The following is a 25,921-nucleotide window of genomic DNA, read 5'->3' on the forward strand; positions in this document are numbered from 1 at the left end:
AGAAATTGGATTGATCGCAGTGCCGGTGGCGGGCTACGGTCGGGCGCGTGGGCATCTACGCAGTGACGGTACGTCGTGTCCGCCCTCGGACGGTCGCGACGGGCATGGGGCTGGCACCGGCTCCATGACGAATGGGCAGCGCGGGTAGTCAGCGCGGCCGCAGTGCGGCCCGGTGAACTCGTGTTTGACATCGGCGCCGGCGAAGGGGCACTGACGGCGCATCTAGTGCGAGCGGGGGCGCGGGTGGTCGCCGTGGAGTTGCACCCGCGACGAGTCGGTGTCCTCCGCGAGCGATTCCCTGGCATTACCGTGGTGCACGCGGACGCCGCCTCGATCCGGTTGCCCGGCCGGCCGTTCCGGGTTGTGGCGAACCCGCCGTACGGGATTTCGTCCCGCCTGCTGCGGACGCTGCTGGCACCCAACAGCGGGCTTGTCGCGGCCGATCTCGTGCTGCAGCGAGCCCTCGTATGTAAATTCGCTTCTCGCAACGCGCGAAGGTTCACCCTGACCGTCGGCCTCATGCTGCCACGGCGCGCGTTCCTGCCACCGCCGCATGTGGATTCCGCGGTGCTCGTCGTCCGCCGCCGGAAGTGCGGTGACTGGCAGGGGCGGTAAACCCGCGGCCGCCAGTCGGTGTACCACCTTTGCTAGAAGTGGCACACTTCGTTCTATGTCGACCACTCGTCCGCGCTACCAAATAACCGAAACCCCGGAGGTAGCTCAGGCATTGGACCGGGCCGCCCAGCGATGGCCTGGCGAGCCCCGTTCCAAATTATTGCGGCGCCTGATCATCGATGCTCGACGATCCGCGTTCCGCGGGTAGCGTCGTTGCGCCGTACGACGATGGCGAGCTGCTGCGTCTCGCCGAACTACGCGCTAGCAGCGGGCTAAAACTACCTGATTGCTGCGTGCCGGATGTGGCAATTCATCACCAGGCAAGCCTCGCAACCTTTGACGACACGCTCGCTGCCGCAGCACGCACAAGGAGCGTGCCCGCTAGCACAAACGGCGCAGCTAACGCAATACGACCAGCTTCACTTGACATAATGTCGCTTATCGGCTTATAAGTGATGCGAGTTGCACCGACCACTCAATTGTTCCGCGTGCGTCGATACGCTGGACGAGCCCTTCATCGAGGGCATCGCTCACACGAACACGCCCTCCGCCATCGCGTCGATGAGCGCCAACACGCGTTGGTACTCGCCGTCTCGCACGAGGTCGGCAGGCTTGCGCTCCATGTCGCCGACTTCCTCGTAGGTCAATCCCAAGCGCTCGATCGCACTCGACATCAGGCCTCGACGGGTTGGGCTACACCAAGCAGGAACGTCACCGTGACGAATTGTCGCGTGGCGCAGTGTCAAAGGTCCAGTACGCGACGAAGTCCTCGGTCAACCTCGTGCATCAAGCTCGCTGGCACCTCCCCAACTCGGTCGGTGAGGTCAGTCTTGTTGAGCGTGACAATCGCCGTGACGTTGACGACCGAGTCACGTGGCAGTCGCGTTGTGGTCGCGGGCAAGAACACGTTGCCGGGCATTGCCGCCAGCGCCGTATTGGACGTGATCACCGCTGCGATCACAGTGGCAAGGCGACTTGCGTTGTACGGATCTGACTGGATTACGAGCACCGGGCGGCGCTTCGCCGGCTGACTGCCTGATGGCGGCCCGAGGTCAGCCCAGTAGATCTCGGCACGACTAATCACCACTCATCGTCCATGGTTTCTAGCACGCGGTATGCGTTGGCCACGGCGAGGGCCTCCGCTTCGTCGGTGCCATGGATGCTCTCTAGAGCCCTGTCGATCTGGCCCGTGAGCAATTGGGCGTCCAGCTCGTGCAGGTAGCGCTGCGCAGCCTTCGTGAAGAACTCGGACCGACTCATGCCGAGCTCACTCGCACGCCGCGATACCCGATCGAACGTCTCATCCGGCAGAGAAATAGCTGTCTTCATACAGATAGTATAACCGGGTATAACTTCCAGAAGACGGCGGCTGTTTCGTCACAGTGACGCTATTGCTGGTCCAAACACACTCCACGATTCCGCGCGTCGCTACCCCGGGATAGTCCGATCAGGTGTCTTGGGTGGCCCGGCAAGTGGTTTGATGCGTCCGGCCCGCACGCCGTTGGCGATGACGATGACCTCGGTGAACTCGTGCACAAGCACGACCGCGGCCAGGCCGAGGATCCCGAACAACGCCAGCGGCATCAGCACGGTGATGATGCTTAGGGACAATCCGACATTTTGCACCATGATCTGCCGCGAGCGCCGGGCATGGTCTAGGACTTGCGGCAGATGCCGCAGGTCTTGGCCCATCAGGGCGACGTCGGCCGTTTCGATGGCGACATCGGTTCCCATGGCGCCCATCGCGATTCCCAGGTCGGCGGCGGCCAGGGCCGGAGCGTCGTTGACTCCGTCGCCGACCATCGCGGTGGGTTGCCGAGCCCGCAGTTGTGCGACCAGATGAGCCTTGTCCTCGGGCCGCAATTCGGCATGTACCTGCTCGATGCCAGCTTGGGCTGCCAGGGCGGCAGCGGTGGCATGGTTGTCGCCGGTGAGCATCGTCACCTGGTAGCCGCCGGTGCGCAGCCCGGCCACCACCTCGGCGGCTTCCGGGCGTAGTTCGTCGCGCACGGCGATGGCACCAAGCAGATGCTGGTCGCGTTCGACGAGAACCGCTGTGGCGCCGGCTTGTTGCATGCACGCCACATGATCTGCGAGCTCGGCGGCATCGAGCCAGCCGGGTCGCCCCAGTCGCACCACCCGCCCGTCGAGGCGGCCTATCAGCCCGGCGCCCGGGACGGCTTGCACGTCGCTGGCGGCGGTCGTCGCTTGGGTCGCGGCAAGCACGGCCACAGCCAGGGGATGTTCGCTGCGGGCTTCCAGGGCGGCTGCCACCGCCAACACTTCCTCGCGGGTAGCGCCGTTTGTGGTGGCGACGTCGATGACGACGGGCCGGTTGGCGGTTAACGTACCGGTTTTGTCCAGGGCTACTGCGCGGATGGTGCCCAGGGTTTCCAGCGCGGCGCCGCCCTTGATGAGCACGCCGAGTCTGGAGGCGGCGCCGATGGACGCGACCACGGTGACCGGAACGGCGATGGCCAGCGCGCACGGGGCGGCGGCGACTAATACCACGAGCGCGCGTTCGATCCAGACCAGCGGATTACCCAAGACGCTGCCGGTCCCGGCGATCAGCGCCGCGGCGATCATGATGCTGGGCACCAACGGTCGCGCGATACGGTCGGCTAGCCGCTGACTAGCACCTTTTCGGACCTGTTCGGCCTCCACGATGTGCACGATGCGCGCCAGCGAGTTGTTGGCCGCGGTAGCGGTGACCCCCACCTGCAGCACGCCCAAGCCGTTGATCGACCCGGCGAACACTTCGTCACCGGGTCCAACCTCGACCGGCACCGATTCGCCGGTGATCGCGGAGACATCCAGGGCGGTGCGCCCGGCACGAATGATGCCGTCGGTGGCCAGGCGTTCACCCGGTTTAACGATCATCTGGTCACCGACGTGCAATTCGGTTGAGGCCACGATGGTTTCGGTGCCCTCCCGCAGAACTGTGGCCTGATCCGGCACCAGCGACAGCAGGGCGCGCAGGCCACGGCGAGTGCGCGCCGTCGCGTATTCCTCCAAGCCTTCGCTGATCGAGAACAGAAACGCCAGCGTAGCGGCCTCACCCAGCTCGCCAAGTGCGACAGCGCCCAGCGCGGCGATGGTCATCAGGGTGCCTACGCCGACGCGGCCTTCGGCCAGTCGTTTGAGGCTGGAGGGCACGAATGTCGAGGCCCCAACCGCCAGCGCAAGGGCCTTCAGTCCCAGTACGACCGGCCACAGCGGATAAGCCCATGCGGCAACTAGCGACGCGGTCAGCAACACTCCGGAGAATGCGGCTCGCCGCAGTTTGGCGACTTGCCAGAGCTGCTCCGGCTCGCGGTCCTCGTTGTCCTCGCCGTCGCAGCAGGCATCGCTCGTCTCCCCCGATGGCTGCGCGGCCACGTCACGCCGAACTCCTGATAGTGTTCGCGTGCTCCAGTCGATGATTTTCTGCACTACCCCGGCCTTGCGGTTACTGGCCGAGCGCGAAGCATACGCGGGCACCGCCGCCGCAGGGACGGTCTCGGCATCGATGATCGCCGACAGGATGGCAGCGGTGTCGCAGATTGCGCGTGAATACCAGATCACAATGGATGCCGTCCGCGGATAGGCATGCACGGCCTGCACACCGGCCACCTTGCCGACGGTGTCCTCGATCGCAACGGCCCGTCCCGCGTCGAACTGAAACCCGGTGGCCTGCACACGCATCCGCCCGGCTGCATCGGATACAACGGTCAGCTGGACCTCGGCGTCAACTACAGTCGTCACTCGTCGACCCTGGTGCCAGCGGGCAGGGGCGCCTCCTCACCGATGCGCCCGCGAGCCTCGGCAACGACGTCGGCGACTGTCAGCCGGGCCGACTCGGCCGCCACCTCTGCGCGCCGGGTTCCGCGCAGGCCCCACTCCATCACGGTCACCGACGCCCGGCGAATGGGCGCCGTACCCAGCGCTTTGCGCAGCGTTTCGTAGGCGCTCACCCCGACCAGTCCGGTGAGCACCGCCCCGGCCGCCTTAACCAATAGCTCATGCGTAACCACAGTCAGTTCTCCTTTGCTTTGTCCTGTAACCACAAGTCGTGTCGTCTGCTGCTCAGCTACCTGTCATCTCGACCGCCTCCCCGGACGCGGCGCGCTCGGCGACACAGGGTTGGTCGGTATCCACCGCGAGAACGACCTGGACCAACTCGCCCAAGGCTCGCGCCAGGTGACTGTCGGCCAGCGCATACCGAACCTGCCGGCCCTCATAGGTTGCGACCACCAGCCCGCAGCCGCGCAAACACGACAGATGGTTGGACACATTCGATCGCGTCAACCCGAGGTGCGCAGCTAGCTGGCCGGGATAGCAAACGCCATCCAGCAACGCCACCAGAATCCGGCACCGCGTCGGATCAGCCAGAGCCCGGCCGAGTCGAGCCAGCGCCGATTCCCGCATCTCACACGTCAGCATAGATCAAATAGTACATCATGTACTGTTATAACAGCAAGAGCTGAATTGTACATCCATAGCAGATATGATCGGCGCGCGTCACAAGCTTCCGGCCGCAGAGCTGCCAACTCACGATATCGTTAACCGATATCCCGAGCCGATAGCTGGCGGGCTCGGGTGGTGGCCAGCGGCGCTGCGACGAAAGGTGTGACCGTAATGAAACAGACACCACCGGCGGCCGTCGGCCGTCGTCACCTGCTCGAGATCTCAGCATCCGCAGCCGGTGTGATCGCGCTTTCGGCGTGTAGTGGGTCGCCGCCCGAGCCCGGCAAAGGCCGGCCCGACACAACCCCGGAACAGGAAGTCCCGGTCACCGCGCCCGAGGACTTGATGCGCGAACACGGAGTGCTCAAACGCATCCTGCTGATCTATCGCGAGGGGATCCGCCGCCTCCAAGCCGATGATCAGAGTCCCGCTCCAGCACTGAACGAAAGCGCGCAGATCATTCGACGCTTCATCGAGGACTACCACGGACAGCTGGAAGAGCAATACGTCTTCCCCAAGCTGGAACAAGCCGGCAAGCTCACGGACATCACCTCGGTCTTGCGCACCCAGCATCAGCGCGGCCGGGTGCTCACGGACCGGGTACTCGCCGCCACCACTGCAGCGGCTGCATTCGATCAGCCTGCGCGAGACACCCTGGCCCAAGACATGGCAGCGTACATCCGAATGTTTGAGCCGCATGAGGCGCGCGAGGACACGGTCGTTTTCCCGGCGTTGCGCGACGTGATGTCCGCTGTCGAGTTTCGCGACATGGCCGAGACCTTTGAAGACGAGGAGCACCGGCGCTTTGGCGAGGCCGGTTTTCAATCGGTGGTCGACAAGGTCGCCGATATCGAAAAAAGCCTTGGCATCTACGACCTGAGCCAGTTCACCCCCAGCTAAAGACACTAATGCCCTTGGGTTAGGGACCATCGCCTCCTGACGCGATCGCGACAGCTGGCTAACGTCGGTAGTACACCCATGCAGAGGGGACGCCAATGTCAGCCCAACAAACGAACCTCGGAATCGTGGTCGGTGTGGATGGTTCACCCTGCTCGCATACGGCAGTCGAATGGGCCGCGCGCGATGCGCAGATGCGCAACGTTGCGCTCCGCGTGGTGCAGGTCGTGCCCCCGGTAATAACCGCCCCGGAAGGGTGGGCATTTGAGTATTCGCGGTTTCAAGAAGCCCAAAAGCGCGAAATCGTCGAACACTCGTACCTGGTCACCCAAGCGCACCAAATCGTCGAACAGGCCCACAAGGTCGCCCTCGAGGCATCCTCCTCAGGTCGCGCCGCGCAAATCACCGGCGAAGTGCTGCACGGCCAGATAGTGCCCACGCTGGCCAACATCTCCAGGCAGGTCGCGATGGTCGTGCTGGGCTACCGAGGTCAGGGCGCCGTAGCCGGCGCCTTGCTGGGATCGGTCAGCTCAAGCCTGGTTCGCCACGCTCATGGCCCTGTCGCCGTAATACCCGAGGAGCCGCGACCGGCGCGCCCGCCGCACGCGCCGGTTGTGGTGGGCATCGACGGCTCGCCCACCTCGGGATTGGCGGCCGAGATCGCCTTCGACGAGGCATCGCGCCGCGGCGTGGACTTGGTGGCGCTGCACGCGTGGAGCGACATGGGCCCCCTCGACTTTCCTAGGCTCAATTGGGCGCCGATCGAATGGAGAAACCTCGAAGACGAGCAGGAGAAAATGCTCGCCCGGCGTCTGAGCGGATGGCAAGACCGGTATCCCGATGTCGTCGTGCACAAAGTCGTGGTGTGCGATCGACCGGCACCCCGCCTGCTCGAATTGGCACAAACCGCTCAGCTTGTGGTGGTTGGCAGCCACGGCCGCGGGGGGTTCCCCGGCATGCATCTCGGCTCAGTCAGCAGAGCGGTGGTCAATTCCGGTCAGGCTCCGGTTATCGTCGCCCGAATCCCCCAAGATCCGGCGGTGCCGGCCTGAGGGCCTGCGATCTGCTCGGGTGGTGCCCACCCGCGCGGAAAGCTCCGTCCGAACCGTGATCGGGCAACGTCGGGCCGGGCCAGCAGCGCTGGACCGTAGGTCCCTGCAGTGGATGACTTACGGCCCTGATCCGCACCGGCGACCGTTAGGCAGGGTTGAGCCAACCGTCGGTTGAGCGTCTGGCTGCGAGGTGAGGTGATTGTCGGCGTCAGTGTCTGCCACGACGGCTCATCATGGCTTGCCAGCACATGAAGTGGTGCTGCTGCTGGAGAGCGATCCATATCACGGGCTGTCCGACGGCGAGGCCGCCCAACGACTAGAACGCTTCGGGCCCAACACTTTGGCGGTGGTAACGCGCGCTAGCTTGCTGGCCCGCATCCTGCGGCAGTTTCATCACCCGCTGATCTATGTTCTGCTCGTTGCCGGGACGATCACCGCCGGTCTTAAGGAATTCGTTGACGCCGCAGTGATCTTCGGTGTGGTGGTGATCAATGCGATCGTGGGTTTCATTCAAGAATCCAAGGCAGAGGCCGCACTGCAGGGCCTGCGCTCCATGGTGCACACCCACGCCAGGGTGGTGCGCGAGGGTCACGAGCACACAATGCCATCCGAAGAGCTGGTTCCCGGTGACCTTGTGCTGTTAGCGGCCGGTGACAAGGTTCCCGCCGATTTGCGGCTGGTGCGACAGACCGGATTGAGCGTGAACGAGTCAGCACTTACCGGCGAGTCGACGCCGGTTCACAAGGACGAGGTGGCGTTGCCGGAGGGCACACCGGTCGCTGATCGTCGCAATATCGCGTATTCCGGCACATTGGTAACCGCGGGCCATGGCGCCGGGATCGTCGTCGCGACCGGCGCCGAAACCGAACTCGGTGAGATTCATCGGCTCGTTGGGGCCGCCGAGGTTGTCGCCACACCGCTGACCGCGAAGCTGGCCTGGTTCAGCAAGTTTCTGACCATCGCCATCCTGGGTCTGGCAGCGCTCACGTTCGGCGTGGGTTTGCTGCGCCGGCAAGATGCCGTCGAAACGTTCACCGCTGCGATCGCGCTGGCGGTCGGGGCAATTCCCGAAGGTCTGCCCGCCGCCGTGACCATCACCTTGGCCATCGGTATGGCCCGAATGGCCAAGCGCCGCGCGGTCATTCGACGTCTACCCGCGGTGGAAACGCTGGGCAGCACCACGGTCATCTGCGCCGACAAGACCGGAACGCTGACCGAGAATCAGATGACGGTCCAGTCGATCTGGACACCCCACGGTGAGATCCGGGCGACCGGAACGGGCTATGCACCCGACGGCCTCCTGTGCGACACCGACGACGCGCCGGTTCCGGTGAATGCCAATGCGGCCCTTCGCTGGTCGCTGCTGGCCGGTGCCTGCAGCAACGACGCCGCACTGGGTCGCGACGGCACACGCTGGCAGATCGTCGGCGATCCCACCGAGGGCGCGATGCTCGTCGTGGCCGCCAAGGCCGGCTTCAACCCGGAGCGGCTGGCGACAACTCTGCCGCGAGTGGCGGCCATACCGTTCAGTTCGGAGCGCCAATACATGGCCACCCTGCATCGCGACGGGACGGATCATGTCGTGCTGGCCAAGGGTGCTGTGGAGCGCATGCTCGACCTGTGCGGCACCGAGATGGGCGCCGACGGCGCATTGCGGCCGCTGGACCGCGCCACCGTGTTGCGTGCCGCCGAGATGTTGACTTCCCGGGGGTTGCGGGTGCTGGCAACCGGGATGGGTGCCGGCGCCGGCACTCCCGACGACTTCGACGAAAATGTGCTACCGGGTTCGCTGGCGCTGACCGGCCTGCAAGCGATGAGCGATCCACCACGAGCGGCCGCGGCATCGGCGGTGGCGGCCTGCCACAGTGCCGGCATTGCGGTAAAGATGATCACCGGTGACCACGCGGGCACCGCCACGGCGATCGCAACCGAGGTGGGGTTGCTCGACAACACTGAACCGGCGGCAGGCTCGGTCCTGACGGGTGCCGAGCTGGCCGCGCTGAGCGCAGACCAGTACCCGGAGGCCGTGGATACAGCCAGCGTGTTTGCCAGGGTCTCTCCCGAGCAGAAGCTGCGGTTGGTGCAAGCATTGCAGGCCAGGGGGCACGTCGTCGCGATGACCGGCGACGGCGTCAACGACGCCCCGGCCTTGCGTCAGGCCAACATTGGCGTCGCGATGGGCCGCGGTGGCACCGAGGTCGCCAAGGATGCCGCCGACATGGTGTTGACCGACGACGACTTCGCCACCATCGAAGCCGCGGTCGAGGAAGGCCGCGGCGTATTCGACAACCTGACCAAGTTCATCACCTGGACGCTGCCCACCAACCTCGGTGAGGGGCTAGTGATCTTGGCCGCCATCGCTGTTGGCGTTGCCTTGCCGATTCTGCCCACCCAGATTCTGTGGATCAACATGACCACGGCGCTCGCGCTCGGCCTCATGCTCGCGTTCGAGCCCAAGGAGGCCGGAATCATGACCCGGCCACCGCGCGACCCCGACCAACCGCTGCTGACCGGCTGGCTTGTCAGGCGGACTCTTCTGGTTTCCACCTTGCTCGTCGCCAGCGCGTGGTGGCTGTTTGCCTGGGAGCTCGACAATGGCGCGGGCCTGCATGAGGCGCGCACGGCGGCGCTGAACCTGTTCGTCGTCGTCGAGGCGTTCTATCTGTTCAGCTGCCGGTCGCTGACCCGATCGGCCTGGCGGCTCGGCATGTTCGCCAACCGCTGGATCATCCTCGGTGTCACCGCGCAGGCCATCGCGCAATTCGCGATCACGTATCTACCCGCGATGAATATGGTGTTCGACACCGCGCCAATCGATATCGAGGTGTGGGTGCGCATATTCGCTGTCGCGACCGCAATCACGATTGTGGTGGCCACCGACAAGCTGCTGCCGAGAATACGGGCGCAACCGCCTTGATGCCCCGTCCGTGAGTACGGGGTGCGTGCGGTCGATCCGACCAGAGCTACCAGGTCGGAACTAGCCAGTTACGTTGTACTCGTGCGGTTCTCGTAGTCAACCAAGCGTGCCTGCAGTTCGGCGTACGGTACCGACCGTGGCAGCGGCTCTCCGTCGCGCACGGCCCGAGCCGCCTGAGCCGCGGCATACAACCCCGCGCTGTAGGGCACTGAACCGGTTGACACCCGGGCCACCCCGAGCTCACCAAGGTCAGCGATCGTCAAGCCGGGCACGGGCAACGTGTTAACCGGGCGCGGAATGTTGCGAGTGAGCTCAGCCAGTTCGTCGGGATCGTTGGCCAGTGGGACAAAGACGCCGTCGGCGCCGGCATCGACGTAGCGCAGTGCGCGCTGGATCGTGCTGGCGGTATCGGCGTCCTGGCGCAACCAGTAGGTGTCGACGCGGGCGTTGACGAATACCTCGGGGTTACGTTGTTTGATCGCAACGATTTTAGCGGCTGCCAGGGCGGGGTCGATGAGCTTTTCGGCGCTACTGTCCTCGATATTGATTCCGGCGGTCGACAGTTGTGCGACGTACTCAGCAACGGCGTCGGGTTCGTCGCTGTATCCGTCTTCGATGTCGACGCTGACGTAGCACTGCAGCGGTGCCAGGGCGGCCGCCAGTGCGATGTTGGCGCCGCGAGTGGCGCGGTGCCCGTCCGGGTGCCCCCCGCTGGACGAGACCCCGAAACTGGTTGTGCCGATAGCCGTGAAGCCCTCCGCGAGGTAGGCCAGGGCCGACGGCACATCCCAGGCGTTGGGCAACACGAACGGAACACCTTGGTGATGAAGATCGTGGAAACTCATTCCCTACCTCCCGGCTGGCGGATGGGCCTGATTGTATGTGTGACCCGCGTCAGCAGGGTCAGTCGGTGAGACCCGTCGCCGCTGGCCGATTCAACTAGGTTGCCGACGGATGACCACTTCGTTGGGTATCACCGGAATCAGTCTGTCGTGCTCGACGAGTGATGATGCGGCGCACACCGTATGCCGCGACACCGACACCGATCACCGCGGCCCCGGCGGCCACCGAGGAGAGTGGCAGCGCGAACGCCAGGACTACGCAGCCGATCAGTCCCACCAGCGGAATCAGGCGGCGGGGCCGGCCCTCGTCGAGCCCCAGAGTCAAGGCGGAGGCGTTGGCGATCGCGTAGTAGACCAGCACACCGAAGGACGAAAAGCCGATCGCACCACGGATATCCGCTGTCGCCGCCAGCGCCGCCACCACCGCACCAACCACCAGTTCGGCACGAAAGGGCACCTTGAACCTAGGGTGCACGGCGGCCAGCCAGCGCGGTAGGTGCCGGTCGCGTGCCATCGCCAAGGTGGTGCGGGAGACCCCGAGAATCAAGGCCAGTAGCGAGCCCAATGCGGCCACCGCGGCCCCTATCTGCACGGCGGGAATCAGCCAGTTCACCCCCGCGACCCGCATGGCCTCCGACAACGGGGCGGCGGCCCGCGCGAGCCGCTGCGGACCCAACACAGCGATCACGGCCACGGCGACCAGGGCATACACCGCCAGGGTGATGCCCAGCGCCAGCGGGATGGCGCGCGGGATCGTGCGGGCCGGGTCGCGGACCTCCTCCCCCAGCGTGGCGATGCGGGCATAGCCGGCGAACGCGAAAAACAGCAGGCCGGCCGCCTGCAGCATCCCCCAGACGTGTGCATCTACACCGATATCGAGTCGCGCCGGGTCCGCAGCGCCGGAGCCATAGGCGGCGACCACGACTGCGGTCAAGACCACCAACACCACGGCGACGATCGACCGGGTGAGCCAGGCCGACTTCTGTATCCCGGCGTAGTTCACCGCGGTCAGTGCCACCACCGCGGCGACGGCCACCGCGTGCGCTTGCGCGGGCCACACATAGAAGCCGACCGTCAACGCCATCGCCGCACACGATGCCGTCTTGCCGACCACAAAGCCCCAGCCCGCCAGGTATCCCCAGAAGTCGCCCAGCCGCATCCGGCCATACACATAGGTGCCCCCCGAGGCCGGGTAGCGCGCGGCCAGCCGCGCCGACGAGATCGCATTACAGTAGGCCACCACCGCGGCCACCGCCAACCCGAGCAACAACCCAGAACCGGCCGCGTACGCGGCCGGGGCCAGGGCGGCAAAGATTCCGGCACCGATCATGGACCCAAGCCCGATCACCACCGCATCCAAGAGCCCCAGCCGTCGCCGCAGCTCATCTGGAATATCGCGTGGGTCTAGCGGGCGTCTCATGCCTCGATAAGGCTACGGCATCCGATATCGGTATACGATATCTACCCGGAATTTGACGCCCGAGACCCGCATGCGTCCAGGGTTTGTGGGTTTGGGGTTTGGTCAGTGGCCGGTCTACGTTGTTCGCTGGCCTAAACTCCACCTGACGCCGCGGCAGCGAAACCGTGTCTTGCATCGGCGACGATTGCTCGCCGATCGCCCGATTTCGTTGTCACAAATTCCAATCCGCACAGGAGGGCCCATGAACGACCCGTGGCCCAGGCCAACGCAAGGGCCGGCGAAAACCATCGAAACCGACTACCTGGTGATAGGTGCCGGAGCGATGGGAATGGCATTCACGGATACCCTCATCACCGAGTCCGATGCGCGCGTCGTCATGATCGACCGCGCGTGTCAACCTGGTGGACATTGGACCACCGCCTACCCGTTCGTGCGGCTACACCAGCCATCGGCCTATTACGGCGTCAACTCAAGGGCACTGGGCAACAACACCATTGACCTCGTCGGTTGGAACCAGGGACTGAACGAACTGGCACCAGTCGGCGAGATATGCGCCTACTTCGATGCTGTATTGCAGCAGCAACTGCTCCCCACCGGGCGGGTTGACTACTTCCCGATGAGCGAATACCTGGGCAACGGCCGGTTCCGGACACTGGCAGGCACCGAATACGTCGTCACCGTCAATCGGCGCATCGTCGATGCCACCTACCTGCGTGCCGTCGTACCATCGATGCGGCCGGCGCCGTACTCGGTTGCACCCGGCGTCGACTGCGTCGCTCCAAACGAACTGCCCAAACTCGGCACCCGGGATCGCTACGTGGTCGTCGGTGCCGGCAAGACCGGCATGGACGTCTGCCTATGGTTGCTCCGAAACGACGTCTGCCCTGACAAGCTGACCTGGATCATGCCGCGTGATTCCTGGCTGATCGACCGAGCGACGCTGCAGCCCGGGCCCACATTCGTCAGGCAGTTCAGGGAAAGCTACGGTGCGACTCTGCAGGCCATCGGGGCCGCGACCTCGACCGACGATCTGTTCGACCGACTAGAGACCGCCGGAACCCTGCTGCGCATCGACCCCTCGGTGCGTCCGAGCATGTATCGCTGCGCCACTGTGTCGCACCTCGAACTCGAGCAGCTGCGCCGTATCCGCGACATCGTCAGGATGGGCCACGTCCAACGCATCGAGCCCGCCACGATAGTGCTCGACGGCGGATCGGTTCCCGCCACACCCACGGCCCTCTATATTGACTGCACCGCCGATGGAGCACCACAACGTCCAGCCAAGCCGGTTTTCGACGCGGACCACCTAACCCTGCAAGCCGTGCGCGGATGCCAACAGGTGTTCAGCGCCGCGTTTATCGCGCACGTCGAATTCGCCTACGAGGACGACGCGGTGAAAAACGAACTCTGTACCCCGATTCCACACCCGGACTGCGATCTGGACTGGATGCGTCTGATGCACTCCGATCTAGGCAACTTTCAGCGCTGGTTAAACGACCCCGATCTGACGGACTGGCTGAGCTCGGCGCGGTTGAACTTGCTCGCCGACCTGCTGCCGCCGTTGTCTCACAAGCCGCGGGTGCGCGAGCGGGTGGTGTCGATGTTCCAAAAGAGGTTGGGCACCGCCGGCGACCAGCTAGCGAAGCTGCTCGACGCCGCCACCGCAACAACCGAACAACGCTAAGGATCGGCCGTGCACCATAACCGCGATGTCGACTTGGCGCTTGTCGAGCGACCCAGCTCGGGATACGTCTACACAACGGGTTGGCGACTGGCCACAACGGACATCGACGAGCACCAACAACTGCGCCTCGACGGTGTCGCGCGCTATATCCAAGAGGTCGGTGCCGAGCATCTCGCCGATGCCCAATTGGCAGAGGTCCATCCCCATTGGATTGTCCTGCGCACGGTCATCGATGTCATCAACCCGATTGAGCTACCCAGCGACATCACCTTTCACCGGTGGTGCGCAGCGCTTTCCACCAGGTGGTGCAGCATGCGTGTGCAGCTGCAAGGATCCGCCGGCGGCCGCATCGAAACCGAAGGGTTCTGGATCTGCGTGAACAAAGACACCCTGACGCCGTCCCGTCTCACCGATGACTGCATCGCACGTTTCGGCAGCACCACCGATAACCACCGGCTCAAGTGGCGCCCATGGCTCACCGGACCGAACATCGATGGTACCGAGACACCATTTCCCTTGCGTCGCACGGATATTGACCCGTTCGAGCATGTCAACAACACCATCTACTGGCACGGTGTGCACGAAATACTCTGCCAGATACCCACCCTGACGGCACCCTACCGCGCCGTGCTCGAGTACCGCAGCCCCATCAAGTCCGGCGAACCGCTGACCATTCGTTACGAGCAGCACGACGACATCGTGCGCATGCACTTCGTCGTCGGCGACGACGTGCGCGCGGCAGCGCTGCTGCGCAGGCTATAACCGTCTGGACGAATCGGCGGTATGCCGACCACCATGAACCAAGGTCCGCAACGCATCGAAGCACGAGGAGAATCCATGTCTGGACGGTTGATCGGAAAGGTCGCACTTGTCAGCGGCGGGTCGCGCGGTATGGGTGCATCCCATGTGCGGGCGATGGTGGCCGAAGGCGCAAAGGTTGTGTTCGGCGACATCCTCGACGAGGAGGGCAAGGCGGTGGCCGCCGAACTGGCCGATGCGGCCCGCTACGTCCATCTCGACGTCACCCAACCCGCGCAATGGACGGCTGCGGTGGACACCGCGGTCACCGCATTCGGTGGCCTGCACGTGCTGGTCAACAACGCCGGCATTCTCAACATCGGGACCATCGAGGACTACGCCCTCACCGAATGGCAGCGCATCCTCGATGTCAACCTGACCGGAGTCTTCCTGGGCATCCGCGCTGTCGTCAAGCCAATGAAAGAGGCTGGTCGCGGCTCCATCATCAACATTTCGTCGATCGAGGGGCTGGCCGGCACGGTTGCTTGTCATGGCTATACCGCCACCAAGTTCGCCGTGCGCGGGCTGACCAAGTCCACCGCTCTCGAGTTGGGGCCCAGCGGAATTCGAGTCAACTCGATTCACCCTGGGTTGGTCAAGACGCCGATGACTGACTGGGTCCCCGAAGACATCTTCCAGACCGCGCTGGGCCGCGCGGCCGAACCCGTGGAAGTGTCCAACCTCGTCGTCTACCTGGCCAGCGATGAGTCGAGCTATTCCACCGGCGCGGAATTTGTGGTCGACGGCGGGACCGTAGCTGGCCTGGCACACAACGACTTCGGTGCCGTCGAGGTGTCCTCGCAGCCGGAATGGGTGACGTAAACGCCGATTGGCAGGCAATGCCCGACCGGTCTGGCGATGACGATCGCGTCCGCGCTCAACCGCAATCGGATACCCAGCCGGCCTGTCCCGCACCCGGCCCAAGGAACGGCGTCGTGGTGGCTATTCCGACTCGAGTGGGTGATCATCCTTAGGCTCGTGCGCTTGGTCGACCGCCGAGATAGCAACGAAGCCGGCGCCGGCTTGGATACCGTCATGGGCGGCTTCGATGTCGTACCGGGCGAGTCCCGGCGGTTGGTGCAGCGTGCAGCGGCGGGCGATGACCCGGAATCCCGAGTCTGCGAGCAGTTGTTCGAGTTCGGCCGCGGTGTAGAAGCGGGCGTCGCGGTAGCCTGGCTGTCCGCGGGCCGCGCGCAGAGCGTACAGGTCGGCCCACGGTGTCCCGCGAGGCAAGAACCCGATAACAAGGCCGCCGCCGTCGGCGAGCAGACGCCGCGTTTCCCGGAATATGGTGGCCGGGTCGGTGACGAAACAGAGCGTGAATGCCATGAGGACCGCCCCGAAGTGCCGGCTGACGAAAGGGACCGCCTCGCCGACGGCATTGGCGACCAGGACGCCGCGCCGGCGTGCGAACATCAGCGCATCACGGGATGGATCGAGTCCGAACCGCACGCCGAGCAGGTCGGCGAAACGTCCTGTACCGACACCGATTTCCAAGCGTGGCTGGGCAAAGACCTCGATGAGCGGCCGCAACGCGGCGACCTCGGTCGCCAGGATCGGCCGCCCGGTGGGTGAGTCATACCAGACGTCGTAGGCCGCCGCGTCGCGCCCGGCGGCCGACGATGCCGGCATCCGGGTGTCAGGCGTCACCGCGAGCTGATTCCAGCAACAATCGGCGTTCGGCGGCCGCGACCGACCCCGGGGTAGCAGCAATCGCGCCCGAATGGACCCACACTGAGGTGATTCCCATCCGGACCAGATGCTCGGCGAAAGTCAGGTTGCCCGAGAGCGCTTGACCACACAGCGACGATGTGCTGCTGACAGTGATGGTTGGCATCGGTTTTCCTTTCGGCGTTCTCAGATCGCGCTGCGCCAGATGTGGTAGGCCTGTCCCACGGAGCGCTCACGCGGCCCCGCCGTGTCGATCCGGTGCCCGGTGTCCCAGTCCGCTTGCCGGGCGGCCAAGGCCGCCGCGATCTCGGCGGTGGCGTCGGAGTTGCCCCCGGCTCTGGCAACGATTCTGTCGGCCATCACGTCAACCGTCGCCGAACACCTGAATTCGACAATCGCCGAGTGCGTGTCCGCCGCGAGACGCCGGGCGCAGGCGCGCATCTGCGGATCACCCCAGGTACCGTCGAGGATCACTGAGTGCCCACTACCCAAGAGCAGGCGGGCTTTGCGCAGCGCCTCCTGGTAGACCGCCACAACGTTGGCACGACTGTAGAGCCCGGAGTCCAAAACGCCGGGCTCCCCGATGATTACTCCGCAATCGCGTAGCCGCCGGCGCACATCGTCGGTTGAGATCACCTGCGCCCCCACCAGTTCGGCGACCCCGCGGGCCAGGGTCGACTTGCCGGTGCCCGGATTGCCACCGACCAGCGCCAACCGGACCGTAGCGTGCTGTAGGTGTTGGGTGGCGATGATCAGGTGGCGCACGGCGTCCGCAGCGGCCTCCGGTTTGCCCTGGGAGAATCGCACGCACTCGACTTTCGCGCGCACCACCGCGCGATAAGCAATGTAGAAGTCGCGCAGCGACGCCGGGGCGGTATCACCCGAACGCACCGCATAGCCGGCCAGGAAGTAGTCCCCAAGATCTTTGCGGCCCAAGAACTCCAGATCCATGGCCAAAAAGGCGGCGTCGTCGATGCGGTCGAGGTAGCGAAGCTCGTCTTCGAACTCCAAGCAATCCAGCAGCGCCGGTTCGCCATCCACCAAGAAGATGTCATCGGCCAGTAGATCCGCGTGGCCGTCTACAATACAACCTTCTTTGATCCGGCCGGCGAACAAAACCTCGCGCCCGGAAACGAATTCGTCGACCATGTGTTCAATCCGCCGAATCACATCCCCGGAGACCACTTTGCCCGCGTGGTGGCGAAGTTCGGCCAGGTTTTCGTGCCAACGCCGCGCCACCGCACCGACCTCACCTTGAGTATCGATGCACCGGTTGCGCTGTGCGCGCTGGTGAAACCGGGCCAACACCTCAGCGATCGCGTCCAGGGCACCCTCGACCGGCAGGCCGGCGGTCACCATCGACGCCAGCCGCTGCTTGTCGCGGTAACGCCGCATGACGACGACCGGTTCGGCGTGCCCGCCGCTTGGATCGCTGAGATGGGCAATGCCCAAGTAGCTCTGCGCGGCCAGCCGACTATTCAACTCGAATTCCCGGATACAGGCGCGCTCACGCTGTTCCGCCGTGCGGAAGTCGCAGAAATCCGTCACCACAGGCTTTTTCGCCTTGAACGCCCGGTCGCCGGCCAACACAACCACTGCGGTGTGGGTTTCGCGCACATCGATGAAAGGCTCATCTGTCACAGGATGGTCGTCACACGTGCCGTCGTTGGTCGGTGAGTCCATGGCGGTAGCCAAGCCAAGTAGTCACGACTGCCGTGCCACGATCACTGGCACCCGCGCGGCGTGTAAGACCGCGTTACTGACCGACCCCAGAAGCATGCCGGTCAAGCCACCTCGGCCATGACTGCCAACGACGACAAGCTGGGCGGACGCCGACTTTTGCACTAGCTTCCGCGCCGGGCGATCGCAAACGACAACCCGGCTCACCGGCACATCGGGATAGCGTTCTTGCCAACCTGCCAAGCGTTCGGCGAGACTAAGCTCCGCTTCCTGCTGTACAGCCGAGAAGTCCAAACCCGGAAGTTCCACCACTTCGACGTCACTCCACGCGTGCACGGCGATCAGTTCGACGCCGCGGCGCGACGCCTCGTCAAATGCCACCGCCGTCGCAAGCTCCGAAACCGGCGAACCGTCGATTCCCACCAGCACGGGAGCGTGCTGCGGATCAGGGATCACCGCACCATCGCTGTGGATGACCGCGACCGGGCACCCGGCGCGTCGCACCAGGCTCGAGCTGACCGAACCGAGCAAGCCTCGGGCCAGCGCTCCCCGGCCCGAGCTGCCCAAAACCACCATCTCTGCCTCGTTGGAGATTTCAACCATGGTAGGTACCGGCGTGGAAAATACGAGCTCGCTCTTTACGCTGAGCTTTCGATCCGCTCCAACCGCCTCTTTGGCGAGCTTGACGGCGTTGGCGACGATCTGGCGACCCTCGTCCTCCTGCCAAACCCCCCAGGTCTCCGGATACGGCATCGGCGGCCACGTCGCTACATCGGCGTTCACCACGTGGACCACGGTCAGCGGAATGTTCCTCATCGCCGCATCGGTGGCACCCCAACAGACGGCGGCATCCGATTCGAGCGAACCATCTACCCCGACGACAAGTCCGTGCTGCTTGCGGGGTTTAGACATTTCATTCTCCCTTCGCCTCGAGCAACGCTATGAACCGGGACAGTCACCGGTCATGAGGCTTTAGTCCCCAATCGGACGGCCAACCGACCATGATTGGATTCGACGCCCGAATCCAGGCGTGCGCTGTGGCATCGTCGTCAATGTGACCGGACCGCCGCCCACCATCGACCGGCGCTACCACGACGCTGTCATCGTCGGCCTCGACAACGTGGTCGACAAGGCCACGCGAGTGCACGCCGCGGCATGGACGAAGTTCTTGGATGACTACCTCACCCGACGACCCCAGCGGACCGGCGAAGACCATTGCCCCCTCACCCACGACGACTACCGCCGCTTCTTGGCCGGCAAACCCGACGGTGTAGCCGACTTCTTGGCCGCCCGCGGAATCAGGCTGCCGCCGGGCTCCCCGACTGATCTCACCGACGACACCGTGTACGGGCTGCAAAACCTCGAGCGCCAGACATTCCTGCAACTGTTGAACACCGGTGTCCCCGAGGGCAAGTCGATTGCCTCGTTCGCACGTCGGCTGCAGGTTGCCGGTGTCCGCGTGGCCGCCCACACCTCCCACCGTAACTACGGGCACACGCTGGATGCCACCGGCCTGGCAGAAGTGTTTGCCGTCTTTGTCGACGGCGCCGTCACCGCCGAGCTCGGGCTACCGGCCGAGCCTAACCCGGCCGGCCTGATCGAGACGGCGAAGCGGCTGGGAGCAAACCCCGGTCGCTGTGTGGTCATCGACAGCTGCCAGACCGGTCTGCGCGCCGGCCGGAACGGCGGATTCGCGCTGGTGATCGCCGTCGACGCGCACGGCGATGCCGAGAACCTGCTGTCCAGCGGAGCCGACGCCGTGGTCGCAGACCTGGCCGCCGTCACGGTGGGAAGCGGCGACGCCGCCATCTCCACGATTCCCGACGCCCTGCAGGTCTACAGCCAATTGAAAAGACTACTGACCGGCCGACGACCAGCGGTGTTTCTCGATTTCGACGGCACGTTATCCGATATCGTCGAGCGCCCCGAAGCGGCAACGCTCGTCGACGGCGCAGCAGAAGCGTTGCGAGCGCTGGCGGCCCAGTGTCCGGTGGCGGTGATAAGCGGACGCGACCTGGCCGACGTTCGCAACCGGGTCAAAGTCGACGGGCTGTGGCTGGCCGGCAGCCACGGCTTCGAATTAGTGGCGCCAGACGGCAGCCATCACCAAAACGCCGCCGCCACTGCAGCTATCGACGGATTGGCCGAGGCGGCAGCGCAATTGGCCGACGCACTCCGCGAAATCGCCGGAGCAGTAGTGGAACACAAACGCTTCGCAGTCGCAGTGCACTATCGTAACGTTGCCGACGACAGCGTCGACAACCTGATTGCGGCGGTGCGCCGACTCGGACACGCAGCAGGGCTGCGTGTCACCACCGGCCGCAAAGTCGTCGAGCTTCGCCCGGATATAGCCTGGGACAAGGGCAAAGCACTCGATTGGATCGGTGAGCGGCTCGGCCCGGCCGAAGTCGGCCCCGACCTACGGTCGCCGATCTACATCGGCGACGACCTTACCGACGAAGATGCCTTTGATGCCGTGCGTTTCACCGGTGTCGGGATTGTGGTGCGCCACAACGAACACGGTGATCGACGGTCTGCCGCTACCTTTCGTCTCGAATGTCCTTATACCGTTTGCCAATTCCTCTCCCAGCTGGCTTGCGATCTGCAGGAGGCAGTGCAGCACGACGATCCGTGGACTCTGGTCTTCCACGGCTACGACCCTGGCCAGGAGCGGCTGCGTGAAGCGCTGTGCGCGGTGGGCAACGGCTACCTGGGTTCGCGGGGCTGCGCACCCGAATCAGCGGAAAGCGAGGCACATTATCCGGGCACCTATGCGGCCGGGGTGTACAACCAGCTCACTGACCACATCGAAGGGTGCACCGTTGACAACGAAAGCCTGGTCAACCTCCCCAACTGGTTGTCGCTGACCTTCCGTATCGACGGCGGAGCATGGTTCAACGTCGATACGGTCGAGTTGTTGTCCTACCGGCAGACGTTCGACCTACGCCGTGCCACGTTGACCCGCAGCTTGCGATTCCGAGACGCCGGCGGACGAGTGACCACGATGACCCAGGAGCGGTTCGCGTCCATGAACCGGCCCAACCTGGTCGCACTGCAAACTCGGATTGAATCCGAAAATTGGTCGGGCACAGTTGATTTCCGCTCACTAGTCGACGGAGGTGTGCATAACACCCTGGTGGAACGCTATCGGCAACTATCCAGCCAACACCTTACCACCGCCGAGATAGAAGTCCTGGCGGACTCGGTGTTGTTGCGCACCCAGACGTCGCAATCGGGTATCGCGATCGCGGTCGCCGCTCGCAGTACCCTGTGGCGCGATGGCCAACGGGTCGACGCGCAATATCGGGTCGCCAGGGACACCAACCGCGGCGGCCATGACATCCAGGTCACCCTGTCAGCGGGGCAATCGGTCACGCTGGAAAAGGTCGCGACGATCTTCACGAGCCGGGACGCCGCGACATTGACAGCGGCAATAAGCGCACAGCGCTGTCTAGGTGAGGCCGGTCGCTATGCCGAGCTCTGTCAACAGCACGTCCGCGCGTGGGCACGGCTGTGGGAACGATGCGCCATCGATTTGACCGGCAACACCGAGGAATTGCGGCTCGTGCGACTGCACCTACTGCACCTGCTACAGACCATTTCGCCGCATACCGCTGAGCTCGACGCCGGGGTCCCAGCGCGCGGGCTGAACGGAGAGGCCTACCGCGGGCATGTCTTCTGGGATGCGCTGTTCGTCGCTCCGGTGCTCAGCCTGCGGATGCCGAAGGTGGCGCGATCGCTGCTGGACTATCGGTACCGACGACTACCCGCGGCCCGCCGAGCGGCGCACCGGGCGGGCCACCTTGGCGCGATGTATCCCTGGCAGTCGGGCAGCGACGGAAGCGAAGTGAGTCAGCAGCTGCACCTCAATCCACGGTCCGGGCGGTGGACTCCCGATCCCAGTGACCGTGCCCATCACGTCGGTCTAGCGGTTGCCTACAACGCGTGGCACTACTACCAAGTGACCGGTGACCGCCAGTATCTCGTCGACTGCGGGGCAGAGCTGCTGGTTGAGATCGCACGCTTCTGGGTAGGCCTGGCCAAGTTGGATGACAGTCGCGGCCGCTACCTGATCCGGGGAGTAATCGGTCCCGACGAATTCCATTCGGGGTATCCCGGCAACGAGTACGACGGAATAGACAACAATGCGTACACCAACGTGATGGCGGTATGGGTGATCCTGCGGGCAATGGAGGCGCTGGACCTGCTACCGCTGACCGATCGCCGCCATCTGATCGAAAAGCTCGGGCTGACAACGCAGGAGCGCGACCAATGGGACGACGTGAGCCGACGCATGTTCGTTCCATTCCACGACGGCGTGATCAGCCAGTTCGAGGGCTATTCGGAACTGGCGGAACTGGATTGGGATCACTATCGGCACCGATACGGAAACATCCAACGACTCGACCGGATCCTGGAAGCCGAGAGCGACAGCGTGAACAACTACCAGGCGTCCAAGCAAGCCGACGCGCTGATGCTGCTCTACCTGCTGTCTTCCGACGAGCTGATCGGCCTGTTGGCCCGGCTTGGCTACCGCTTCGCGCCCACACAAATCCCAGGCACCGTGGATTACTATCTTGCCCGCACCTCGGATGGATCTACCCTGAGCGCTGTCGTGCATGCGTGGGTTCTCGCCCGCGCCAACCGGAGCAATGCCATGGAGTACTTCCGTCAGGTCCTGCGCTCCGATATCGCCGACGTCCAGGGCGGCACAACCCAGGAAGGAATTCACCTGGCGGCCATGGCCGGCAGCATCGACCTGCTGCAGCGGTGCTATTCCGGATTGGAACTGCGCGACGACCGGCTGGTGTTGAGCCCGCAATGGCCGGAAGCACTTGGACCACTTGAGTTTCCGTTTGTGTACCGCCGCCACCAGCTGAGCCTGCGAATCAGTGGCCGAAGCGCCACCTTGACCGCAGAAAGTGGAGACGCCGAGCCAATTGAGGTCGAATGCCGTGGCCACGTGCAGCGGCTACGGTGCGGGCACACCATCGAAGTCGGTTGCAGCAGGTGACCAATGTCGCACATGGTGGGTCGACGATCTCTCCTGGAAAGGACGGCCGGCCGCGGTTTCCCTTATTGCGTTGGGTGTTGTGTGCTCGTCGCCTGCGACTAAGGGCACTCTACCGGGATAGCCGCGACCAGAGGCGTGTCGACTCCGATCGGGCCCACCGCTGCGGCACCACCCGGCGAACCCAGCGGAGCCACTCGGCCCGGCAGGACTTGGTGGAAAAAGGCGGCGTTGTCCCCCAGATGCTGGTGTTGGTCGTCGGGTAGATCGCCTTCCCAGTAGATCGCCTCGACGCGGCAGGCCGGTTTGCACGCACCACAATCCACGCACTCGTCGGGGTTGATGTAGAGCATTCGGGCGCCCTCATAGATACAGTCGACCGGACACTCCTGCACACAGGACTTGTCCATCACATCCACGCACTCACTACCGATCACATAGGTCACAAACGGCAAGCTACCGGCCCGATGCCGAGGATCGCGCCTATCCAAAGACCCCTACCGGAAAGGACCAAAGGCCTTATTCGTCAAGTTCGTCACCGGCACGTCGACGCGGGGTGCAAGAAAACCGGGGCGGTTCACCCGACCGCCAGCGGGATTCACGCTCCCCCAGGGCATAAACTTACGATAGCCCGTCATTTCAATAGCGCGAGAAGTTCATCGACACTCCCGGTGGTCAAGATCTGATCCGCGGGAACCGCAACGACCGTGTCGCTCAAGGGAAAGCGGTGTTCGCCAGGGTAGACGATTGCCAACCTCGCCAGTTGGAGGTCGACAAGAGCCGAGCGCATCGACCGGGAAATCGACGGTGTAGACGTCCGCTTGATCTCGAATCCATAGGGACGGCCAGATAATTCGACATAGAGATCGAGTTCGGCGTCTTGCTGGGTGCGCCAGTAATACAGCGGATTCGGGGCGAGCAGGGCCGCAAGCTGCTCGAGCACGAACCCCTCCCAGCTCGCGCCGAGCTTCGGATTGCGTTCGAGGGCAAGCCGATCGTCGATACCGAGCAACCTGTGCAACAAACCGGTGTCCCGGATGTAGATCTTGGGTGATCGGCGTTGTCGCTTTCCGATGTTGGCGAACCAGGGCGTCAGCTGACGGACGACGAGTGCATCGGTGAGCGCATCGAGGTATCGTCGCGCCGTCGTCTGAGCAACGTCGAGTGAGCGGGCAAGTTCTGCGCCGCTGAAGAGCTGGCCATGGTAGTGGGCGAGCATCGTCCACGCGCGCCGCATCGTCGCGGCCGGAATGCGCACACCAAGCTGGGCGAGATCGCGCTCCAGAAACGTGGTGATGTAGCCGTCGCGCCACGCCGCGGAGTCCTCGTTGGAGCGTGCCGTGAACGAGGGCGGTAGACCCCCACGCAACCAGAGGCGATCGGCGGCCGAGGATCCGACGTCGCGGACCGTCAGGCCGGACAACTCCACCAACTCGACGCGTCCGGCCAAACTTTCGGACGCCAGCCCGACAAGATCGGGTGAGGCGCTACCCAAGATAAGAAACCGGGCCGGCATGACAGGCCTGTCGACGAGCACGCGTAGGACCGGAAACAGATCCGGAATCCGTTGCGCCTCGTCGATCGTGATCAACCCGCTAAGGCCGGATAAAGCCAACATCGGGTCGGCAAGCCGTGTCGCGTCGACGGGATTTTCGGCGTCAAACGTACATTCGGGTGCGGACTTGCCCACCAGCCGGCTAAGGGTGGTCTTGCCGGCTTGACGAGGTCCGGTAAGCAACACCACCGGCGCTCGGTGTAGCGCGCGTCGCAACCGCGCGGCGGCGTCGCGGCGTTCGATCAACATGCATGAAATTCTAGCGGTAGGCGCTGATATTTCATGGTTAGCCGCCCCCCGGGAGACTCGGTGGTGGGTCCCACACGCCTAGAAAGTCGCCCGCGATAACGACCGGCCACGTCAGCGGGGTTGGCCGCAGCCCGATAAGGCTCTCGATCTCGTCCATCAGGCATGCTCCACATCGCCTGCACCAGGGCAAAGCTGCACCGGTCGTGCGAGCCGGTTAGCAAATAGCACGTTCATACACATAAATGTGTATAGTGGTGTTGTGTCACGGACCAACATCGAGATCGACGACGAACTCGTGGCCGCCGCACAGCGGATGTACCGACTCGATTCCAAGCGAAGTGCCGTCGACCTCGCGCTGCGCCGGCTCGTGGGTGAACCGTTGGGCCGCGATGAGGCTTTGGCGCTGCAGGGCAGCGGTTTCGACTTCAGCAACGATGAGATCGAATCGTTCTCGGATACGGACCGCAAGCTCGCCGACGAGTCGTAGATGATCGTCGACACCTCGGTCTGGATCGAATATCTCTCCACGTCAGAGTCGTTGGCCAGTCGCTGGCTAGCCGATCGCATTGCCGCTGACTCGACGGTGATCGTGCCCGAGGTGGTGATGATGGAGCTGCTGATCGGTACGACCGATGAGGACAGCGCCGCACTGCGCCGACGGCTCCTGCAACGATTCACTATCGAACCGCTGGCCCCGGTCCGCGACGCGGAAGATGCCGCCGCCATTCACCGGCGCTGTCGTCGCGGCGGCGACACCGTACGCAGCCTGATCGATTGCCAGGTGGCCGCGATGGCGTTGCGGATCGGGGTCGCCGTGGCGCATCGTGATCGCGACTACGAGGCGATCCGCACACATTGCGGACTACGCACCGAGCCGTTGTTCTGACTGCGGACACCCGGACGATTTCGTGTCTCACATCTGACCCGTGGCCGTCGTCGTCCGCCGCCGGGTACATCGACATAGTGGACCAGGGAAGACATAGTGGACCAGGGAACATCGCCAGCGCATGAGTGAGCGCGGATACCACCCGGTCCGGGGACGCGTTGGCGCTGGCCGAAGCCGACCGGCCCAGCGATGACATCG

The 25,921-nt window shown here is 64.4% G+C and carries 25 protein-coding genes and 1 pseudogene; 11 read left to right on the top strand and 15 right to left on the bottom strand.

Annotated features, from left to right (window positions below):
• Positions 1-75: 75 nt before the first annotated feature.
• Positions 76-615, top strand: coding sequence for a 23S rRNA (adenine(2058)-N(6))-methyltransferase Erm(37) (gene erm(37), locus MCAN_RS10490; protein ID WP_003900446.1), 540 nt, complete (start codon positions 76-78; stop codon positions 613-615).
• A gap of 179 nt (positions 616-794) precedes the next feature.
• On the top strand, positions 795-1,067 hold the full coding sequence (locus MCAN_RS23960; protein ID WP_015288197.1) for a PIN domain-containing protein: 273 nt from the start codon (positions 795-797) through the stop codon (positions 1,065-1,067).
• Positions 1,068-1,083: 16 nt separating this feature from the next.
• Here the strand turns inward: MCAN_RS23960 and MCAN_RS23550 are convergent.
• The 7 genes and pseudogenes from MCAN_RS23550 to cmtR form a co-directional block, all read right to left on the bottom strand.
• Positions 1,084-1,149 (bottom strand): annotated as a pseudogene (locus MCAN_RS23550) (hypothetical protein); the annotation flags it as partial.
• Positions 1,146-1,289 carry a hypothetical protein gene (locus MCAN_RS10495; protein WP_015288198.1) on the bottom strand — a complete coding sequence of 48 codons (144 nt, stop codon included), beginning with the start codon at positions 1,287-1,289 and terminating at the stop codon, positions 1,146-1,148. The pseudogene MCAN_RS23550 and the gene MCAN_RS10495, both read right to left, overlap by 4 nt.
• A gap of 68 nt (positions 1,290-1,357) precedes the next feature.
• Positions 1,358-1,702 (bottom strand): type II toxin-antitoxin system toxin endoribonuclease MazF6, encoded by a 345-nt coding sequence (gene mazF6 / locus MCAN_RS10500; protein WP_003410010.1) that lies wholly within the window; start codon positions 1,700-1,702, stop codon positions 1,358-1,360.
• A complete protein-coding gene (locus MCAN_RS10505) occupies positions 1,696-1,944 on the bottom strand; it encodes a ribbon-helix-helix protein, CopG family (RefSeq protein WP_003410014.1) in 249 nt (82 codons plus the stop codon). The genes mazF6 and MCAN_RS10505 overlap by 7 nt, the downstream gene beginning before the upstream one ends.
• A gap of 99 nt (positions 1,945-2,043) precedes the next feature.
• The gene (gene ctpG / locus MCAN_RS10510) at positions 2,044-4,359 is read right to left on the bottom strand and encodes a cation transporter ATPase CptG (protein WP_014001049.1); all 2,316 of its coding nucleotides are present in this window, start codon (positions 4,357-4,359) and stop codon (positions 2,044-2,046) included.
• Positions 4,356-4,628: a DUF1490 family protein gene (locus tag MCAN_RS10515; protein WP_014001050.1), complete on the bottom strand. Its 273-nt coding sequence runs from the start codon at positions 4,626-4,628 to the stop codon at positions 4,356-4,358. The genes ctpG and MCAN_RS10515 overlap by 4 nt, the downstream gene beginning before the upstream one ends.
• A gap of 52 nt (positions 4,629-4,680) precedes the next feature.
• Complete coding sequence (cmtR, locus tag MCAN_RS10520; protein WP_003410018.1) at positions 4,681-5,037, bottom strand: Cd(II)/Pb(II)-sensing metalloregulatory transcriptional regulator CmtR; 357 nt, start codon at positions 5,035-5,037, stop codon at positions 4,681-4,683.
• Positions 5,038-5,193: 156 nt separating this feature from the next.
• Here cmtR and MCAN_RS10525 point away from each other — a divergent pair, with 156 nt between their 5' ends.
• The 3 genes from MCAN_RS10525 (at position 5,194) to MCAN_RS10535 (ending at position 9,927) form a co-directional block, all read left to right on the top strand.
• Entirely contained in the window at positions 5,194-5,961 is a 768-nt protein-coding gene (locus MCAN_RS10525; RefSeq protein WP_003410019.1) for a hemerythrin domain-containing protein, read from the top strand.
• Between the two features lie 95 nt (positions 5,962-6,056).
• Positions 6,057-7,010: a universal stress protein gene (locus MCAN_RS10530; protein WP_014001051.1), complete on the top strand. Its 954-nt coding sequence runs from the start codon at positions 6,057-6,059 to the stop codon at positions 7,008-7,010.
• Between the two features lie 199 nt (positions 7,011-7,209).
• Positions 7,210-9,927: a cation-transporting P-type ATPase gene (locus tag MCAN_RS10535; RefSeq protein ID WP_014001052.1), complete on the top strand. Its 2,718-nt coding sequence runs from the start codon at positions 7,210-7,212 to the stop codon at positions 9,925-9,927.
• Positions 9,928-9,995: 68 nt separating this feature from the next.
• On the opposite strand, the gene MCAN_RS10540 is transcribed toward MCAN_RS10535, so the two are convergent.
• Entirely contained in the window at positions 9,996-10,772 is a 777-nt protein-coding gene (locus tag MCAN_RS10540; protein WP_014001053.1) for an isocitrate lyase/PEP mutase family protein, read from the bottom strand.
• Positions 10,773-10,866: 94 nt separating this feature from the next.
• The gene (locus MCAN_RS10545) at positions 10,867-12,189 is read right to left on the bottom strand and encodes an APC family permease (RefSeq protein ID WP_014001054.1); all 1,323 of its coding nucleotides are present in this window, start codon (positions 12,187-12,189) and stop codon (positions 10,867-10,869) included.
• A 70-nt stretch (positions 12,190-12,259) separates the two neighbouring features.
• On the opposite strand from MCAN_RS10545, the gene MCAN_RS10550 reads away from it, so the two are divergent.
• From MCAN_RS10550 to MCAN_RS10560, 3 genes are all read left to right on the top strand, one after another.
• Entirely contained in the window at positions 12,260-13,873 is a 1,614-nt protein-coding gene (locus MCAN_RS10550; RefSeq protein WP_014001055.1) for an NAD(P)-binding protein, read from the top strand.
• Positions 13,874-13,882: 9 nt separating this feature from the next.
• Positions 13,883-14,635 carry an acyl-[acyl-carrier-protein] thioesterase gene (locus MCAN_RS10555; protein ID WP_014001056.1) on the top strand — a complete coding sequence of 251 codons (753 nt, stop codon included), beginning with the start codon at positions 13,883-13,885 and terminating at the stop codon, positions 14,633-14,635.
• Positions 14,636-14,710: 75 nt separating this feature from the next.
• A complete protein-coding gene (locus MCAN_RS10560; protein ID WP_014001057.1) occupies positions 14,711-15,493 on the top strand; it encodes an SDR family oxidoreductase in 783 nt (260 codons plus the stop codon).
• Positions 15,494-15,613: 120 nt separating this feature from the next.
• Here the strand turns inward: MCAN_RS10560 and MCAN_RS10565 are convergent, their stop codons facing one another.
• Genes MCAN_RS10565 through MCAN_RS10580 form a run of 4 tightly spaced genes read right to left on the bottom strand, consistent with a single transcriptional unit; the run spans position 15,614 to position 18,934 of the window.
• Positions 15,614-16,303: a class I SAM-dependent methyltransferase gene (locus tag MCAN_RS10565; RefSeq protein WP_041179896.1), complete on the bottom strand. Its 690-nt coding sequence runs from the start codon at positions 16,301-16,303 to the stop codon at positions 15,614-15,616.
• A 7-nt stretch (positions 16,304-16,310) separates the two neighbouring features.
• Positions 16,311-16,508, bottom strand: coding sequence for a hypothetical protein (locus tag MCAN_RS10570; protein WP_041180091.1), 198 nt, complete (start codon positions 16,506-16,508; stop codon positions 16,311-16,313).
• 20 nt (positions 16,509-16,528) lie between these two features.
• A complete protein-coding gene (locus MCAN_RS10575) occupies positions 16,529-18,025 on the bottom strand; it encodes a bifunctional aminoglycoside phosphotransferase/ATP-binding protein (RefSeq protein WP_014001058.1) in 1,497 nt (498 codons plus the stop codon).
• Between the two features lie 21 nt (positions 18,026-18,046).
• A complete protein-coding gene (locus MCAN_RS10580) occupies positions 18,047-18,934 on the bottom strand; it encodes a universal stress protein (RefSeq protein WP_014001059.1) in 888 nt (295 codons plus the stop codon).
• Positions 18,935-19,052: 118 nt separating this feature from the next.
• Between MCAN_RS10580 and otsB the strand changes: the two genes are divergently transcribed.
• The gene (gene otsB, locus MCAN_RS10585) at positions 19,053-23,036 is read left to right on the top strand and encodes a trehalose-phosphatase (RefSeq protein WP_014001060.1); all 3,984 of its coding nucleotides are present in this window, start codon (positions 19,053-19,055) and stop codon (positions 23,034-23,036) included.
• A gap of 98 nt (positions 23,037-23,134) precedes the next feature.
• Here otsB and fdxA read toward each other — a convergent pair whose 3' ends face one another.
• The gene (gene fdxA, locus MCAN_RS10590; protein WP_003410065.1) at positions 23,135-23,479 is read right to left on the bottom strand and encodes a ferredoxin; all 345 of its coding nucleotides are present in this window, start codon (positions 23,477-23,479) and stop codon (positions 23,135-23,137) included.
• Between the two features lie 188 nt (positions 23,480-23,667).
• Complete coding sequence (locus MCAN_RS10595) at positions 23,668-24,837, bottom strand: ATP-binding protein (protein ID WP_003899126.1); 1,170 nt, start codon at positions 24,835-24,837, stop codon at positions 23,668-23,670.
• Between the two features lie 259 nt (positions 24,838-25,096).
• On the opposite strand from MCAN_RS10595, the gene MCAN_RS10600 reads away from it, so the two are divergent.
• Together MCAN_RS10600 and vapC are read left to right on the top strand one after the other, a co-directional pair.
• Positions 25,097-25,324 carry a type II toxin-antitoxin system VapB family antitoxin gene (locus tag MCAN_RS10600; protein WP_003911750.1) on the top strand — a complete coding sequence of 76 codons (228 nt, stop codon included), beginning with the start codon at positions 25,097-25,099 and terminating at the stop codon, positions 25,322-25,324.
• The gene (gene vapC, locus MCAN_RS10605; protein WP_014001061.1) at positions 25,325-25,723 is read left to right on the top strand and encodes a type II toxin-antitoxin system VapC family toxin; all 399 of its coding nucleotides are present in this window, start codon (positions 25,325-25,327) and stop codon (positions 25,721-25,723) included. It begins immediately after the preceding gene.
• Positions 25,724-25,921 lie beyond the last annotated feature (198 nt).

The sequence above is a fragment of the Mycobacterium canetti CIPT 140010059 genome, assembly GCF_000253375.1.
GTDB lineage: Bacteria > Actinomycetota > Actinomycetes > Mycobacteriales > Mycobacteriaceae > Mycobacterium > Mycobacterium tuberculosis.

What these genes read in the sequence shown, in the direction of transcription:
- MCAN_RS23960 (WP_015288197.1), top strand. Translation starts at nt 795, where the DNA reads ATGCTCGACGATCCGCGTTCCGCGGGTAGCGTCGTTGCGCCGTACGAC.
- MCAN_RS10495 (WP_015288198.1), bottom strand. Translation starts at nt 1,289, where the DNA reads ATGTCGAGTGCGATCGAGCGCTTGGGATTGACCTACGAGGAAGTCGGC.
- MCAN_RS10505 (WP_003410014.1), bottom strand. Translation starts at nt 1,944, where the DNA reads ATGAAGACAGCTATTTCTCTGCCGGATGAGACGTTCGATCGGGTATCG.
- cmtR (WP_003410018.1), bottom strand. Translation starts at nt 5,037, where the DNA reads ATGCTGACGTGTGAGATGCGGGAATCGGCGCTGGCTCGACTCGGCCGG.
- MCAN_RS10530 (WP_014001051.1), top strand. Translation starts at nt 6,057, where the DNA reads ATGTCAGCCCAACAAACGAACCTCGGAATCGTGGTCGGTGTGGATGGT.
- MCAN_RS10540 (WP_014001053.1), bottom strand. Translation starts at nt 10,772, where the DNA reads ATGAGTTTCCACGATCTTCATCACCAAGGTGTTCCGTTCGTGTTGCCC.
- MCAN_RS10545 (WP_014001054.1), bottom strand. Translation starts at nt 12,189, where the DNA reads ATGAGACGCCCGCTAGACCCACGCGATATTCCAGATGAGCTGCGGCGA.
- MCAN_RS10550 (WP_014001055.1), top strand. Translation starts at nt 12,260, where the DNA reads ATGCGTCCAGGGTTTGTGGGTTTGGGGTTTGGTCAGTGGCCGGTCTAC.
- MCAN_RS10560 (WP_014001057.1), top strand. Translation starts at nt 14,711, where the DNA reads ATGTCTGGACGGTTGATCGGAAAGGTCGCACTTGTCAGCGGCGGGTCG.
- MCAN_RS10565 (WP_041179896.1), bottom strand. Translation starts at nt 16,303, where the DNA reads ATGCCGGCATCGTCGGCCGCCGGGCGCGACGCGGCGGCCTACGACGTC.
- MCAN_RS10570 (WP_041180091.1), bottom strand. Translation starts at nt 16,508, where the DNA reads ATGCCAACCATCACTGTCAGCAGCACATCGTCGCTGTGTGGTCAAGCG.
- MCAN_RS10575 (WP_014001058.1), bottom strand. Translation starts at nt 18,025, where the DNA reads ATGGACTCACCGACCAACGACGGCACGTGTGACGACCATCCTGTGACA.
- MCAN_RS10580 (WP_014001059.1), bottom strand. Translation starts at nt 18,934, where the DNA reads ATGTCTAAACCCCGCAAGCAGCACGGACTTGTCGTCGGGGTAGATGGT.
- MCAN_RS10595 (WP_003899126.1), bottom strand. Translation starts at nt 24,837, where the DNA reads ATGTTGATCGAACGCCGCGACGCCGCCGCGCGGTTGCGACGCGCGCTA.
- vapC (WP_014001061.1), top strand. Translation starts at nt 25,325, where the DNA reads ATGATCGTCGACACCTCGGTCTGGATCGAATATCTCTCCACGTCAGAG.